Source organism: Croceicoccus sp. YJ47, assembly GCF_016745095.1.
Taxonomy (GTDB): Bacteria; Pseudomonadota; Alphaproteobacteria; order Sphingomonadales; family Sphingomonadaceae; genus Croceicoccus.
On sequence record NZ_CP067087.1, the window covers coordinates 1,095,123 to 1,110,876 of the forward strand.

General features: G+C 65.1%; 13 protein-coding genes. 7 read left to right on the plus strand and 6 right to left on the minus strand.

Features of this window, described 5'->3' with window-relative positions:
• Positions 1 to 121 precede the first annotated feature (121 nt).
• The 3 genes from JD971_RS05385 to JD971_RS05395 are packed head-to-tail and all read left to right on the plus strand — an operon-like array spanning position 122 to position 2,590.
• On the plus strand, positions 122 to 1,027 hold the full coding sequence (locus JD971_RS05385) for an SDR family oxidoreductase (RefSeq protein WP_236672286.1): 906 nt from the start codon (positions 122 to 124) through the stop codon (positions 1,025 to 1,027).
• 7 nt (positions 1,028 to 1,034) lie between these two features.
• Positions 1,035 to 1,802 (plus strand): enoyl-CoA hydratase/isomerase family protein, encoded by a 768-nt coding sequence (locus JD971_RS05390; protein WP_202086502.1) that lies wholly within the window; start codon positions 1,035 to 1,037, stop codon positions 1,800 to 1,802.
• Positions 1,803 to 1,834: 32 nt separating this feature from the next.
• Positions 1,835 to 2,590, plus strand: a complete 756-nt coding sequence (locus JD971_RS05395; RefSeq protein WP_202086504.1) for an SDR family oxidoreductase — start codon at positions 1,835 to 1,837, stop codon at positions 2,588 to 2,590.
• An 82-nt stretch (positions 2,591 to 2,672) separates the two neighbouring features.
• Here the strand turns inward: JD971_RS05395 and JD971_RS05400 are convergent, their stop codons facing one another.
• Positions 2,673 to 4,022 (minus strand): SRPBCC family protein, encoded by a 1,350-nt coding sequence (locus tag JD971_RS05400; RefSeq protein WP_202086506.1) that lies wholly within the window; start codon positions 4,020 to 4,022, stop codon positions 2,673 to 2,675.
• 177 nt (positions 4,023 to 4,199) lie between these two features.
• On the opposite strand from JD971_RS05400, the gene JD971_RS05405 reads away from it, so the two are divergent.
• On the plus strand, positions 4,200 to 4,748 hold the full coding sequence (locus tag JD971_RS05405; protein ID WP_202086507.1) for a VOC family protein: 549 nt from the start codon (positions 4,200 to 4,202) through the stop codon (positions 4,746 to 4,748).
• Positions 4,749 to 4,761: 13 nt separating this feature from the next.
• Here JD971_RS05405 and JD971_RS05410 read toward each other — a convergent pair whose 3' ends face one another.
• Positions 4,762 to 6,858, minus strand: a complete 2,097-nt coding sequence (locus JD971_RS05410; protein WP_202086509.1) for a PQQ-dependent dehydrogenase, methanol/ethanol family — start codon at positions 6,856 to 6,858, stop codon at positions 4,762 to 4,764.
• A 6-nt stretch (positions 6,859 to 6,864) separates the two neighbouring features.
• Positions 6,865 to 9,345 (minus strand): TonB-dependent receptor, encoded by a 2,481-nt coding sequence (locus tag JD971_RS05415; protein ID WP_202086512.1) that lies wholly within the window; start codon positions 9,343 to 9,345, stop codon positions 6,865 to 6,867.
• Between the two features lie 312 nt (positions 9,346 to 9,657).
• On the opposite strand from JD971_RS05415, the gene JD971_RS05420 reads away from it, so the two are divergent.
• Both JD971_RS05420 and JD971_RS05425 read left to right on the plus strand, forming a co-directional pair.
• Positions 9,658 to 9,957 carry a putative quinol monooxygenase gene (locus tag JD971_RS05420; protein WP_236672287.1) on the plus strand — a complete coding sequence of 100 codons (300 nt, stop codon included), beginning with the start codon at positions 9,658 to 9,660 and terminating at the stop codon, positions 9,955 to 9,957.
• Positions 9,954 to 10,253 carry a putative quinol monooxygenase gene (locus JD971_RS05425; protein ID WP_202086514.1) on the plus strand — a complete coding sequence of 100 codons (300 nt, stop codon included), beginning with the start codon at positions 9,954 to 9,956 and terminating at the stop codon, positions 10,251 to 10,253. The genes JD971_RS05420 and JD971_RS05425 overlap by 4 nt, the downstream gene beginning before the upstream one ends.
• Positions 10,254 to 10,266: 13 nt before the next feature.
• Here the strand turns inward: JD971_RS05425 and prmC are convergent, their stop codons facing one another.
• From prmC to hisS, 3 genes are read right to left on the minus strand one after another with little or no spacing between them, the layout of a single operon-like run.
• Positions 10,267 to 11,181: a peptide chain release factor N(5)-glutamine methyltransferase gene (gene prmC / locus JD971_RS05430; RefSeq protein WP_371809715.1), complete on the minus strand. Its 915-nt coding sequence runs from the start codon at positions 11,179 to 11,181 to the stop codon at positions 10,267 to 10,269.
• 58 nt (positions 11,182 to 11,239) lie between these two features.
• On the minus strand, positions 11,240 to 12,307 hold the full coding sequence (gene prfA, locus JD971_RS05435; protein WP_202086516.1) for a peptide chain release factor 1: 1,068 nt from the start codon (positions 12,305 to 12,307) through the stop codon (positions 11,240 to 11,242).
• 4 nt (positions 12,308 to 12,311) lie between these two features.
• Complete coding sequence (gene hisS / locus JD971_RS05440) at positions 12,312 to 13,565, minus strand: histidine--tRNA ligase (RefSeq protein ID WP_202086518.1); 1,254 nt, start codon at positions 13,563 to 13,565, stop codon at positions 12,312 to 12,314.
• Between the two features lie 96 nt (positions 13,566 to 13,661).
• Between hisS and JD971_RS05445 the strand changes: the two genes are divergently transcribed.
• Entirely contained in the window at positions 13,662 to 15,626 is a 1,965-nt protein-coding gene (locus JD971_RS05445; protein WP_202086519.1) for a M61 family metallopeptidase, read from the plus strand.
• Positions 15,627 to 15,754: the final 128 nt, after the last annotated feature.

The window sequence follows — 15,754 nt, forward strand, 5'->3', positions numbered from 1 at the left end:
GTGGGAGACGCCAGAAAGATACATGCACGATTGTTTTTTACTTGCGAACGCGGCAAGCTTCCTGCCAATTGCGGAGATAAAGCCGACAAAATGTGAGCAATGCGATGGCGGGAGAACGCCTGTGAACAAGCCGAAGATTTTCCGCCCCGACCCCAATGATACATCGCGGCCCCAGCGCGGATTGAACGAAGAGGATCTGGCGTCCAATTCCACCGTCTTTCGCGACGATCTGCTGGCGGGGCACACGATGCTGATCTCCGGCGGCGGCAGCGGCATGGGCAAGGCGATGGCCTTCCTCGCCAGCAGGCTGGGCGCGAATGTGGCGATCTGCGGCCGTACCGCGGAAAAGCTCGATGCGACGCGCGATGCGATTGCGGAGGCGACCGGGCGCGAGATCTTCACCTGCCCCACCAATATCCGCGATGGCGACGCGGTGGAGGCGCTGATCGCGTCGGTGCATGACCGGTTCGGCGCGCTCGACACGCTGGTCAACAATGCCGGCGGGCAGTTCCCGCAGGACGCCATCGACTTCACGCGCAAGGGCTGGCTCGCGGTGATCGACACCAATCTCAACGGGACATGGTGGATGATGCAGGAGGCCGCACGGCGCTGGCGCGAGGATGGCAAGGCGGGGCATATCATCAATATCGTCGCGAATGTCGAACGCGGCATGCCGCAGGCCGCGCACACCTGTGCCGCGCGCGCGGGCGTGATCTACCTGTCGAAAACGGTGGCCACCGAATGGGCGCCCCATCGCATCCGCGTGAATTGCATCGGCCCCGGCGTGATCGAGACGGAGGGATTCCGCATGTATCCCGAAGAGGCGCTCAAGCGGTTTCACAACGCCAATCCGATGAAGGAACGCGGCGATGCGTGGGACGTCGCCGAACAGGTTATGTATCTCGCCAGCCCGGCGGCCAATTTCATCAATGGCGACCTCATCGTCATCGACGGCGGGCAGGCGCAATGGGGCGTGGTCTGGCCGCAGGGCCGGCCCGATTATTTCAACGAGGGCGAGACGGAATAGCCGCATCGTGACCGGGCTCGTCATCGAACGCCGCGGGGGCATCGCGATCCTGACTATCGACCGGCCGCATGCCGCGAACGCACTGGACGCTGCGGCGTCGCATGCGCTGGATGCCGCCATGACGGAGGCGGAGACCGACGATGGCATCGGCGCCGTGATCGTGACCGCGACGGGGGACCGCGCCTTTTGCGCCGGCATGGACATGAAGGAGGCGGCCAAGACCGGCGCGGGTCAGGGGCTCGTCGCGGATCGCGGTTTCGGCGGCATAACGGCGCGCCGGCGGACGAAGCCCTTGATCGCGGCGGTGAACGGCGCGGCCATTGCCGGGGGCATGGAAATTGCGCTGGCCTGCGATTTCATCTTTGCCGCCGATCATGCGACCTTCGGGCTGAGCGAGGTGAAGCGCGGCCTTTTCGCCTTTGCCGGCGGGATACAGCGGCTCGCGCGCGAATTGCCGCGCGCCACGGCGTTGCCAATGATACTGACAGGCGAACCGCTTGGCGCGGCGCGGCTCCACGCGCTGGGCCTCGTCACCGAGGTGACCGGTGCGGACCGGCTCATGCCCCGCACGCTGGAGGTGACGGAGAGCATGTTACGCCACAGCCCGGCCGCGATCCGCCATGCGCTGGCGCTGTTCGATGCGAGCCGGGACATGGGCCATGATCTCGCGCTTCATTTCGGCGCGCATTTCGACCGTGCGACGCTGCAATCGGCGGACAGTGCCGAGGGCGTCGCCGCATTCGCACAAGGGCGCGCGGCGAATTTCAATTCATGACCACGGCAAAACGCCGGACAAAGGAGAGGATTATGGGACGCGTAGACGGAAAGATCGCAATCGTGACGGGTGGCGGTTCCGGCCTGGGTGCCGCCGATTGCCGCATGCTGGCGAAGGAAGGCGCGACGGTCGTCGTCACCGACATCGACCGCGCAAGCGCGCAGGCGATCGCCGACGAGATCGGCAATGATGCGATCGCGCTCGAACACGATGTCGCCAGCGAAGACGCGTGGAAGAAAGTCATGCAGGAGGTCGAGAAGACATTCGGCCTACTCGACATTCTGGTGAACAATGCGGGCGTCGTGCTGAGTGCGGATATCGAGGATACCACCCTCGAACAATATCGCTGGGTCAATTCGGTGATGAGCGATGGCGTGTTCCTCGGGTGCAAGCACGCGATCCCCCTCATGAACAGGAACGATGGCGGGTCGATCATCAACATGTCGTCCACCGGCGCGCTTCTGGGCTATCCGATATTCCTCGCCTATTCCGCGGCGAAGGGCGCGGTCCGCTCGCTCACCAAATCGGTCGCGGTGATGTGCCAGGAAAAGGGATATGCCATCCGCTGCAACTCCATCCATCCCGGCGCGATCGAAACGCCGATGGTGCAAAAGGCCGAGGGACGCGAGGCCGAGGACGTGCCGGCGGAAGGCATCTTGCCGCCCGGAAAGCCCGGCCATCCCGACGACATCGCGGCGATGGTGGTGTTCCTGGCCTCGGGCGAATCGCGGTTCATCAACGGCGCCGAAATGGTGGTCGACAACGGGCTGACCGTCCGGCCGTTCTGATCGCCTGGGCTACCATGAAAAAGGGCGGGACCTGCGCCGTGCAGGTCCCGCCCTTTTTGCGACGGAAGCGGACGCCTCGCCCCTATTGCGCCATGCGTTTGTCCAGCTCTGCGTGGAAATGGCGCAGGCGCGCCTCCTGCTCGCTCCACAACGGGCCGCGAAATCCGCGTGAATGGGCGCCGGCCTGCACCACGGGAAGCAGGTCCGAATCCTGATCCAGCACCTCGCCGAGGCCGGGCGGATCGCCAAGCTTGGTATGCACCACCTCGGGCCGCGTCCTGCCCGACAGGTCGACGTCGTCGCCAAGCCCCATCCATGCCGGTGCGGAATAGCCGGGCGCATCGACATCGCGATAGAGGATCAGCGTATCGTAGGTGAATTGATTCGGGTCGGTCGGGTGCGGCAGGAAACGGTGGAGGAACACCGCTTCGGGATGGCAGCCGATCTGCACGTTGGGAAAGACGGAATAGACCGTCGAATCGCTGAGTTGCGTATCGCTGAACCGTTCGTAGCCGAGCCCGAGATCGTCGGACCGCTTGCGTTTCGCCTTCTGAATGGCGGCGCGCGTTTCCTTTGCCGTGCCCTCGAACGTCGCCGGGTCGATCCCCGCATCCGCCAGCATCATGGCGATGCCGGGGTTGACGCTGTCCTGATCGTCGTAACGGCGGCTGGGCTGTGCGAAGGGCACGAATTGCCGGCTTACCAGCCCGTTGGGGTAGAGGTCGATCTGCGTGCGGTCGTCCATCAACCCCTGCGTCTGCGGGTGGACGGCGTGCAGGTGATAGGTCTCGGCAAAGGCGTCAATCCCGCCTTTCCAGTTCGCGCCCCAGTCGCTGCGGCGATGCTGCACCGGATACATGTCCGCGATCTGGTAAAGCTCGAGCTGTTCCGCCACCGGGCCGAGGAAATCGCGCAAGGGCTCGATCGTCTCATCCATCGAGATGAACACCAGCCCGGCGACGGTTTCGCACCGCACCGAGGTCAGATCGGTGTCGTGGCACAGCACTTCAGGCTGAAACGTTTCCTCGTCCGTGATATGGGTGTTGGTGCCCTCAAGATCGAATTTCCAGCTGTGGAACGGGCAGGAAAACTGATTCACCGCGCCGACGTCGGCCTGCACGAGACGCGCGCCGCGGTGCGGGCACACGTTGTAATGCGCGCGGATCTCACCATCCTCGCCCCGCACGATGAGGAAGCTTTCGCTCCCGATGTCGAATTTCGCGAAATCGCCCGGCTCCGCCACGTCCGATACGGGACAGGCCAGAAGCCAGCTTTTCGCAAAGACCTGCTCCCATTCGCGGGCGGCGAAATCGCGGTCGTGATAGCGTTCGGGATCGGGCCGCCCGGTGCCGTTGTCGATGCGCGGGGCGCGTTCGTTGAAGGGGTGGGGATTGCCGATATGGATATCCCAGAGATTGAAATCGAATTTCATGGGCCTCTCTCCATCCCGGCACGAACGGACGCGGCGGGATTTTTTCGTGTGCATGCCGATATCGTCGGCGGATCTCTTGACGGATCGCTTCCATAAAAAAGACAATCATGTATGTTTGCAAGAGGAATCCGACGAAACGAAGCGGATTTTCCATGGCCTGAGAGAGGATGCGCAAGGATGAGCAAGTCGTTCGGAAATATATTTCAAATCGCCTGGGTGGTCGACGACATCGAGGCCCATATCGACCATTGGACGCGCGTGCTGGGGGTTGGACCGTTTTTCCATTTTCCCGTGCCGCTGCCCTTCGACTGGGTACGATCACTGGGGGAGGATACCGCGCCCGATGCGCCGGTCTACGAAGCGGTCGCCGTATCCTATAGCGGGGACACGATGATCGAGCTGATCCAGCCGGGCACGCACCCTTCGACCTATCGCGAATTCCTCGACAGCGGGCGCAGCGGCGTTCACCACCTCGGTACGATGACGGACCGGCTGGACGAACAGGTCGCCGAGGCGAAGCGGCGCGGTGCGAAGGTCGTGCTCGAAGGGGAGCTGCCGTTCTCCCGCTTCGCCTATATCGACAGCGACATTGGCGCCGCAGGTGCCGCGTTCCCGGGCGCGATGATCGAGCTGATCGAGGCGCGCCCGGCCATGATCGACACGCTCGCCAAGATCCGCGACGCCGCGCGCGACTGGGACGGAAAGACCCGGCTCGCCGCGATGTGACGGGCAGGAACCGCTACGCGCCGCCGTCCTTCCTGAGGTCGGCGGCGCGGGCGCGGATATACTGGCGCAGCGCACGCAATTCGCGGTCGCTCAGCTCCTGAAACTGCGGCATGCCATTGTGCACCAGCGCCCCGCCCCGCACGATCTGATGGAAGGTGGCGGGATCGGCCACCGCGGCCGACGTGCGCAGGTCGGGCGCCGTGCCCCCTGCGATGACCGCGCCGCCATGACACACGGCACAGCGCGCGTTGAAAATCCCCTCTCCCGCCGTTTCGAGCCGCGCATCGGCCCGATAGTCCGGATCGGCGAAAGCCACCGCGGTATAGGGCTGTTTTGCAGGCAATGTCCCCGCCGCCCCGATGCGGAAGGTCAGGACGCGGCGCGCCTGCGTGCGGTAATCGATGCCGAACTTCGCCGTCATCGGCCCGAACAGGCCGGGCGACGTGCCGATGCCGGCAATGACGGTCACATATTGCACCCCGTCGGCGGTATAGGTGATGGGCGGCGCGATGACGGGCGCCTTGGCATCGAAGGTCCACAACACCTTGCCGCTCTTCGCGTCATAGGCGACGAAATCGTCGTTCACGCGCCCCTGGAACACCAGCCCGCCTGCGGTCGCCATGGCCCCGCCGCTGAACGGGACGTCCATCGGGATGCGCCATGCCGGTTTTTGCGCCACGGGATCATAGGCGGTGAGATAGCCGGTCGTCTCCGCGCCCTCCGGAATGGACACGGCATAGCCGACCCCGCTCGCCAGCCCCATCCCTTCGACCCATTCGAAGTTCTCCTTCGTGATGCCGGTATCGTCATACGTCACCTCGAGATCGAGGGTCGGGATATAGGCGAGGCCGCTCTGCGGGCTATACGCCATGGGGAGCCAGCTATGCGCGCCGACCGGCGTAGGCTGAAACGTGACCGGCCCGTCTTCGTAGCGGACGTTTTCCGCCTCGATCGGGCGGCCCGTGGCCTTGTCGATGCCCTTGGCCCAGGTCACGGTGACGAAGGGTTCGGCGCTGATCAGCTCGCCATTGGTGCGATCGATGACGTAGAAGAACCCGTTCTTGGGCGCGGTCATCACGACCTTGCGTTGCCTGCCGTCGATGGTGAGATCGGCAAGCTCCATGTCCATCGACGCGTTGAAGTCCCAGCTTTCGCCGGGGTTGATCTGATAATGCCAGCGATATTCGCCGGTCTTTGCATCCACCGCGACGATCGAACACAGGAACAGATTGTCCCCTTCGCCGTCGCTGCGGATCTTGTGATTCCACGGCGCGCCATTGCCGGTGCCGAGGAGGACCAGATCCTGCTCCGCATCATAGGTGATGGCGTTCCACACATTGCCGCCGCCGCCATATTTCCACCATTCGCCGGACCACGTCCGCGCGGCCATTTCCATCGCCTCGCTCTCGAACCCGTCGGCGGGGTTGCCGGGCACGGTGTAGAACCGCCACAGCTGCTCCCCCGTATCGGCGTCATAGGCCGTGACATAGCCGCGAATGGGCCCGGAATCCGCGCCGCCGTGGCCGATCACGACCTTCCCGTCGAAAACGCGCGGCGGGCCGGAGATGAACCGGCTGTCGCTCTGCGGAAAGGTGCGCGAGGACCACGAAACCGCCCCGGTCTTCGCGTCGAGCGCGACGAGCCGGCCATCCTGCGTCGCGGTGATGACCTTGCCGTTCCACCACGCGATACCCCGGCTGCCCCAGCCCTGCCGCAACTTCTTGCCGGAGGCTTGCGGCGCCTTCGGGTCGAAGCTCCACAATTGCTTGCCGTTACGGGCATCGATGGCGCGCACGATGGAATAGCCCGTCGCCATGTAGATGACGCCATCCACCGCGATCGGCCCCGTCGCCGGATTGCCCGGCGGCAGGTCCATCGACCAGGCGAGGCCGAGCTGTGCGACATTGCCCGTGTCGATCTGCGTCAGCGGGCTGTAATGCTGCTCGCCATAGGTGCGGCCGAAGGCGGGCCAGTCGTCCCCGCCGCTATCATCCGCAAGGATGGCATTGGCGCGAACCTCCCCGTCGCCGCCGGTGCCGGCCCCGTCACCCCCGCCGCATGCGGACAGGAGCAACGGAGCCAGCCACAGCCAGTACGCTCTGGCTTTCATCGACGCTTACAACCCCCGCCCGAACTTGCCGCCGACCTGCACGCCGAAGTAGCGCGGCGGACCGTATTGCGCATTCACCCAGAGACCTGCGACGTTCTGAATGCCGACGCGATACCGTTCGTCGGTGAGGTTGCGGCCGATGAGGCGGATGAAATAACGCTCATCGAATTCGGCAAAGGTGATCGACGCATTGACCAGGGTGCGCGCGTCGAGAAACGTGTTGCCGAGCGGATCGTCGATCGCCTGCGTGTTGAGATTGCGCCCGGTATAGGCCGCCGACGCGTTGAAGGTCAGGTCATGCGATGCGCCGACCGCCATGTTGTACGTCCCGTCGAGCGTCCACTGCCATTTCGGCGCGCGGTCGAGCGGGGCCGTCGACAGGTCGTAGCCGGCGTTGGGCGCGTCATATTCCTTGTACTCGCCATCCTGATAACCGGCGACGGCACGCAGGGTCAGCCCGTCGAACGGCGAGGCCGATGCCTCCATCTCCAGCCCCTTCACCTCCGCGCTCGCCGCATTGACGAAGACGGTGACCTGATTGGGCTGCCCGTTGACGACGATCGGCACGTTCAGCTGTTTTTGAAGGTCGTCATATTTGACGTAGAACCCGGTGAGGTTGAAGCGCAGCCGGTTGTTGAGGAATTCGGATTTCACGCCGGCCTCGAAACTGTCGGCCTTTTCCGGCTCGGTCGCGCGCGCGGCGGTGCGGAAGGCGTCGAGATCGTCCCCGAATGCCGCAAATCCGCCGATCTGGTCGTTGAAGCCGCCCCCCTTGAACCCGTGCGAATAGGTCCCGTAGAAGAACAGGTCGGGATTGGCTTCGTAGCTCAGGCTCGCCCGGTAGGTCGGCTCGCGCGCGCTGGCGTCGACGGTCACGACGCCCGCGGGATAGTCGTACACGCTCGCGTCGAGCGCCTCGTCAATGGTGATCGCGGGATCGAATCCACCGCCAAACGCGGGGATGAAGGTCTGCTGCCGCCCGCGCCAGGTCTTGTCCTCCCAGGTGTAGCGCCCGCCGACGGTGAGCGAGAGGCGATCGGTGACCTCGAACGTCCCTTCGGCAAACAGCGCCTTCGACGTCGCGTTCTGCGCATTGCAGAGGATGTAGGGCGTGCTGTTCCAGTTGCCGAACGGCAGCGGCCCGCTCGTCAGGTCGAGAAAACCGAGCAATTGCGACACGCAGAAGTCGATCTTGTCCTTCTGATAGAACCCGCCCGCCACGAAATCGAATGCCCCGCCAAGGTCGCTCGCGAAGCGGATTTCCTGCTGGTAGGTCTTGCGATCGTCGTCGCGCGATGCATCGAAGAACGACAGGCGCGTCCCGTCGGGCGCGACCGCGGTGGCGCCGGCATAGCTGTTGGGAATGCGCGAGCGTTGGAACCGGTAGCCCGAAACCGAGGTCAGCGTCCCGAAATCGAAATCGTAGTCGATATTGCCATAGACGCCGTCGACCGAGATCCGCTGTCCGTTGCGCAATTCGACGGTGTTCACGAAACGGTCGGTATAGGCCGCGCGGTCGAGCGGATCGGTATCCTGCGCATTGGGATCGGTGAGGCCGAGCAGATCGGTCAGCAGCGGGGTGTCGCCTTCGTAGAGATAGTTCACATTGACCGACGGCACGACATCGGACCGGTCGCGGATCCACTCATACTGAAACAGCGCGGACAGCCGGGTCGTGGGTTCCACCAGCAGCTTGGCGCGGGCCTGCCACACGTCCTTTCCGCCCAGCGACTCCCCATTGAGACAGCCTTCCTGCCCCTGGAACTTGTTGGGCACGAACCCCGTCACCGGGCCGTAACACGCGCCATTCTTGTAATAGCCATCCGATTGTTCGTACCCGCCGACGAGCCGCAGCGCGGCGACATCGCCGATCGGCACGTTCACCGCCCCCTGAAGACGGGTGGTTCCGAAATCGCCATATTCGCCACGCACCTCGGCCCCGATGAAGCCAAGCTCGGGCCGCTTGGTCCGGACGGTGACGACACCGCCGGTCGTGTTCTTGCCGAAAAGCGTCCCCTGCGGCCCGCGCAGCACCTCGACCTGTTCGACATCGAAGGTGTCGAGCAATTGCGTCTGCACCGAGGGCACCACGAAATCGTCGACGAGCACGGCGACCGGAGGCTCGAAATACACGATGATCGAGGTCTGCCCAACCCCGCGCATGGCAAAGGATGCCGCATTGAAATTGGCGATGGTCGCGGCGGAAAAATTGGGAACGAAGGCGGCCAGGTCGCCGACATCGCGCGGCGCGGCCTGATCGATCAGCTGGCTGTCGACCGCGGACACGGCGACCGGCGTCGCCTGAAGATCGGTGGAGCGGCGCGTCGCGGTGACGAGAATTTCGCCCAGCCCGCCCGATGTGGTGACCGTGCCGGCAGGCGACCGCTCGTTCGAGGGTTCGGGCGCAGGGCCATCGTCGACCGGTCCGGCGGGGGCCGTTTCGGGCCCCTCTTGCGGCGAAACCTGCGCATGGGCGGCGCTCGCCATTCCCAACATGACAAACGGAGCCAACGCGCTCCGCATCAGGAAACGTGCCTTCATCATACCCTCTCTCCCCCATTGCAGCCGTATTGTCCGGCCGTCGGGTTTTGTGTTCGACACCCGATCTTGCGCCGGGCATTCGCCAACAATCATACATGTTTGTCTTTTTTACAACCCTGCTTGCGAATAGCGTGAAATTTTCTTCTCCTCTACCGCGGCTCGAGTTGTGAACGCCGCGAAAATCGCTTTGCAAAAGCAAACATGTATGTTTTTTATTACGGGAGACGGCCCGGCAAAAGGGCTGCTGACCGGAGAGACATGATGGCCTACAGCTTCCTTTCGCGCTTCCGCATAAAGGAGACCCGCGTTTCCGATTTTCTCGACGCCGCGCGCCAGATGGAGCAACAGGCGCGCGAGGAGGAAGGCGCGCTTTTCTTTCAGTTCTACCGCCTCGATCTGCCCGGAATGTTCGCCGTCCTGGAAAGCTTCGTCGATGAAAAGGCAGGCGAGGCGCATATGGAATATGAGCGGAACAAGCCGCTGATCGCGACGATGATCGACTGCATGGACGGCAGTTACGAACGCGAGATGCTGCTCGATCTGGAGTCTGCGTCGTGAAGGGCGGCAAGAGCTTCATCGCGCAGCTCCGCGCGAAACCGGGCCGCGGCGCCGAGCTTATCCGCCTTCAGGTCGAGATGAAGGGGCTGGTGTTCGAACGCGAGCCGGATGCCATCGTCTACGAACTGTTTCAGTCGGAAGACGACGAGGATCTGTTCCAGGTTGTCGCCACGTTCCGCGACGATGCCGCGTTCGACCATCACATGGCGGTCGATTTTCACGAGGCGCTCGTCCCCCCCATCCTCGATTGCGTCGAGGGCGAGATGGAGATCGCGTTCTACCGATCGCTGGGGTGACGCGCCCTGCGCCTCAGTCCATCTCGTCGTCGCCGAACTGCTCCACCCAGAGCTGCAGCGCGCGCGGATGGCCGGAAAGATCGTGGTGCAGCACATGGCGCAGGCCCGACCGGGCGGCGATGTCGATCACGGCGTCGGCCTGCGCATATCCGATCTCGACCATGGCGACGCCGCCGGGCGTCATGAGGTCGGGCAATTGCGGGATCATCGTGCGATAGGCGTCCAGCCCATCTTCGCCCGCGAAAAGCGCGCCCTCCGGCTCGAACCGGCGGACGTCGTCGGCAAGCGCCGGATCCTGCGTCGCGACGTAGGGCGGGTTGGCGAGCACCAGATCATAGGCCGGCATCACCCGGCGTTCCCACCCGATTTCGGTCCAGTCGGCCAGCCGCAATTCGGTGCGATCGGCAAGGTCCAGCTGTTCCGCGTTATGCTGCGCCATGGCGAGCGCCGCGCCCGACCGGTCGATCCCGACGCCGCGCGCCGCATCCCATGACGACAGCGCCGCGAGCAGGAGCGCGCCCGACCCCACCCCCATGTCGAGAATGCGCGCCGGCGGCCTGTCGGCGAGCACGTCGCGCGCCGCGTTGATCAGCACCTCGCTATCGGCCCGCGGGATCAGGACATGGCGCGATACCGCGAGTTCCAGCCCGTAGAATTCCTGACGCCCGGTGATATGCGCAAGCGGTTCGCCCGATGCGCGCCGCGCCACCAGATCGTCGAACCGTTCGGGCGCGGCCCGGTCCATGTGTTGCAGCAGCACCGTCGAGCGGTCGGTGCCCATCGCCTCCGCCATGAGCCATTCGGCGTCGAGCCGGGGATTGTCCGACACTTCGGCAAGCCGCGCCGCACCGTCACGCAATGCGGCGGCGATGGTGCGGTTGGCGCCGGGGGCGGAACCGGTTGCGGGGGCGTTGTCTTCCATCGTCATGCGTCGAACGTTCCATTGGGGACAGGGTTTCGCACCCGCCGGGGATACAGGCGCGCCATCACGAATTCTGCGCGGCCAGGCGTTTGGCCTGGTCCTCCGCAATGAGCGCATCGATCATTTCAGCAAGGCCCGGCCCTTCGAGAATTTCAGGCAGCTTGTGCAGGGTCAGCCCGATGCGGTGATCGGTCACGCGCCCCTGCGGAAAATTATAGGTGCGGATGCGTTCGGAACGGTCGCCGGACCCGACCATCGCCTTGCGCGCCTCAGCCTCTTCGCCATGGGCCTTTGCGCGCTCCATCTCGTACACGCGGGCGCGCAGCACCTGCATCGCCTTGGCGCGGTTCTTGTGCTGGCTGCGTTCGTCCTGCTGAATGACGACGATGCCGCTGGGGATATGGGTCAGGCGGACGGCGGAATCGGTGGTGTTCACATGCTGCCCGCCGGCGCCCGATGCGCGGTAGATGTCGATCTTCACATCCGCGTCGGCAATCTCCACATCCACCTCGTCCGGTTCGGGAAGGACGGCGACGGTGGCCGCGCTGGTATGGATGCGCCCGCCGCTTTCGGTGACGGGCACGCGCTGCACCCGGTGGACGCCGCTTTCGAACTTCATCCGCGCGAACACGCCGGTGCCGGTGACATGGGCGACGATTTCCTTGAACCCGCCGACATCGGATACGCTGGTGCTGATCGGTTCGATTCGCCAGCCGCTCTTTACCGCGAAACGTTCGTACATGCGGTAAAGGTCGCCGGCGAACAGCGCCGCCTCGTCCCCGCCGGTGCCGGCCCGGATTTCGAGCATCGCGGGCCGCGCATCGGCGCTGTCGCGGGGCAGCAGGGCCAGCGCGAGCCGATCCTCCGCCGCGGGCAATTCGCCGTCGATGCGGACGATCTCCTCTTCTGCCATCGCGCGCATCTCGGGATCCGTGAGCATCGCGCGGGCCTCGGCGAGCTCGCCGCGCATGGCGGCCACCCCGGCAGCCTCGCGCGCGACCGGTTCGAGTTCCGCATAATCGCGGCTGGCGGCGACGAAGGACTCCCCCTCCAGCGTGCCGCTGGCCAGCCGCGCCTCAAGCTCGGCAAAACGCCCGGCAATCTGGGCGAGGCGTTCGTCGGACACGCGCAAGGGTTCAACCCTTCAGCACGGGCAAAAGACCGGTAAGCGGCACACGCGCCTGCTCCCCGGTGGCGAGCGTCTTGACCGTCGCCTCGCCTGCGGCGAGTTCCTCGTCGCCGAGGATCACGGCATGACGCGCGCCGCTGTCGTTGGCGCGGCTCATCCGCTTTTTCATATTGCCCTTGAACGCCATGTCGACGGTGAGCCCTGCGCGGCGCAGATCGGCGACGATGCCCGCCGCCGCGGCCTCTGCCGCCGCGCCCATCGGCACGACCGCGACATCGGCGGATGGCTCGCCCCGTTCGCCGACCAGCATGGCCAGCCGCTCGATCCCCGCGGCCCAGCCGACCGCCGGGGTCGCCGGCCCGCCCAGTGCCTCGACCAGCCCGTCATAACGCCCACCGCCCAGCACGGTCCCCTGCGCGCCCAACCGGTCGGTCACGAATTCGAACGCGGTGTGCCGGTAATAATCGAGCCCGCGCACGAGCGACGCCGCCCGTTCCCATGCGACGCCCGCGGCATCCAGCCCTTCGGTGACGGCGGCGAAGAATTCCTGCGCCTCGCCCGAAAGGAACGCGTCGATCTGCGGCGCGTCGGCGACGAAGGCACGGTCGCGGCGATCCTTGGAATCGAGGATGCGCAGCGGATTGCGCTCCAGCCGGTCCTGCGAATCCTCCGACAGTTCGGCCCGGTGGTCGCCGAAATATTCGACGAGCGCACGGCGCCAGTTCTCCCGGCTTTCCCCATCGCCCAGCGTGTTCAATTGCAGGGTCACGCCGTCCGCAATGCCCAGCTCGCGCAGGAGCTGATCCGCCATGACGAGCAATTCAACGTCCGCCTGCGGTTCGGCGGCGCCGATGATTTCGGCGTCGATCTGGTGAAACTGGCGGTAGCGTCCCTTTTGCGGGCGTTCGTAACGGAACAGCGGGCCATGCGTGGCGAGTTTCAGCGGCGCGTGCTGCTGCCACCCGTTGGTCAGGAACGCGCGCGTCAGACCGGCGGTGAATTCGGGCCGGAGCGTGAGCGATTCGCCGCCGCGATCCTCGAAGCTGTACATTTCCTTCGACACGACATCGGTCGTCTCGCCCAGGCTGCGCGAAAACACGGCGGTCTTTTCGAAGACCGGCATCTCGACCCGGCGAAACCGGTAAAGGCGGCGAATGCGTTCGAAGGTTTCGACCACGTGGGCGAAGGCCTCCGCCTCCGCTCCGAAGATGTCCTGCGTTCCGCGAATGGCCTGCGGTGTGTCGATGCGCTTGTCCGTCATGGCGCGGCCTTTACCCGCAAAGCCCGCTCCTGCAAAGCATCGCCGCACCGCACTGGCGTATTGCATATGCGCGGCGCTCGCGGCACACCATCGCCCATGAAAAAGACCATCACGGGCCGCGCCCTTCTCACCGCCGCATCCCTTTTCGCCATCGCCATGCCCGCCCATGCACAGACACAGGCGGAGCAGCAGCGCTCGCTCCCGCAGGCCGTGCCGATTTCGCCGTCGGTGCCCGATCCGGTCGATACGCCATGGCCGGGCGGCACCATCGACCTCGCCGTCGATGCGACCGACATCACGCGCGGCGTGTTCCGCACGACCGAGACGATCCCGCTCGCGCCGGGGACGGAGCGTCTGACCCTGCTCTATCCCGAATGGCTTCCGGGCAAGCATGCGCCGCGCGGTTTCCTGGCCGAGCTGACCGGCATTCGTTTCACCGCCAATGGGCAGGATCTGAAATGGACGCGCGACCCGGTCGAGGTCTACGCCTTTCACGTCGAGGTTCCTGCCGGCACGGCGCAGGTCGCGGCGCAGCTCGTCTATACCTCCCCGCTGGAGCCGAACGAGGGGCGCATCGTCATGACGCCCGAGATGATGAACCTCAAGTTCGAGGATGTCAGCCTCTATCCCGCCGGGCATTACGTGCGCCGCATCGCGATCCGCCCGACGGTGACCTTTCCCGAAGGATGGGACGTCGCGACCGCGCTCGACGGGATAAGCCGCGCGGGCGACACCGTGCAATGGGCGACCACGGATTATCAGACGCTGGTGGATTCGCCGATCTTCGCAGGCGCCTATCACCGTGCGTGGGATCTGGGTCAGAACGTCGATCTCGAGGTGTTCGCCGATGCGCCGCGCTACCTCGAGGCGAGCGAGGAGCAGATCGACGCGCATCGCCGGCTCGTGGACGAGGCGATCGCGCTTTATGGCTCGAAACCGTTCGACCACTACGAATTCCTGCTCGGCCTCACCGACAAGCTCGGCGGGATCGGCCTTGAACATCATCGCAGTTCGGAAAACACGCTTCCGCCCGACACGTTTACCGAGTGGAAGAAGACCGAATACCGCCGCGGTCTGCTGCCCCATGAAATGACGCATAGCTGGAACGGCAAGTTCCGCCGCCCCGCGCGCCTGTGGACCCCCGATTATCGTCAACCGATGCAGGACAACCTGCTCTGGGTCTATGAAGGCATGACCAGCTACTGGGACATGGTGCTGGCCGCGCGTTCGGGATTGCAGACGACCGACCTGATCAAGGGCGACATCGCCCGCACGGTCGCCAATTACATGACGCAGCCGGGCCGGGCGTGGCGTTCGGTGGAGGACACGACGCACGATCCCATCTTCGCCGCGCGCAAGGCCAAGCCGTTTTCGAGCCAGTCCCGCGGTGAGGAATATTACAGCGAGGGCGCGCTGACCTGGCTGGAGGCGGACATGCTGATCCGGCGCGAGACGGGCGGCCGGAAATCGCTGGAGGATTTCAACAAGAGGTTCTTCGGGCTGCGCGACGGCGACTGGGGCGAGGTGACGTACGAGTTCGAGGATGTCGTCGCCGATCTCAACGCGGTTCATCCCTACGACTGGGCGAATTTCCTTGGCCGACGCCTGCAATTGCCGAACCAGCCGGCGCCGACGCGCGGGGTGGAGCTTGCCGGCTATCGCGTGGCATTCCGGCCCGAGCCCAACCCCTATGACGAGGCGATCATGGCGAACGCCAAATATCTCAACCTGTGGCATTCGCTTGGGCTGAACGTGGGCAATGACGGGTCCGTGTCCTCGGTCCTGTGGGACGGGCCAGCGTTCAAGGCGGGCATCGTCGGCGGGGCGGATATCGTCGCCGTCAATGGCGAGGCCTATGACAGCGACGCGATGAAGCGCGCCATTGCGGCCGCGGCCGATGGCGGCGGGCCGATCGAATTGCTGATCGAGCGGGGGGGCCGTTACCTCACCGTGCCGCTCGCCTATGACGGGGGGTTGCGCTATCCCTGGCTCGAACCGGTGGACGGGAAGGACGGCGAACAATTGCTCGATCGCCTGCTCGAACCGACGGTCGCCGATTGAAAAACGCGGCGCGGCCATGCGTGAGCCGCGCCGTGCCGGGGGCGCGAAATGCGCTCTTGGCGCAGGCGGCGCGCCGCGCTACAGCCCCGCCGGGTCACATGCTGCAACGCAGCGCCGGATAGACAGAG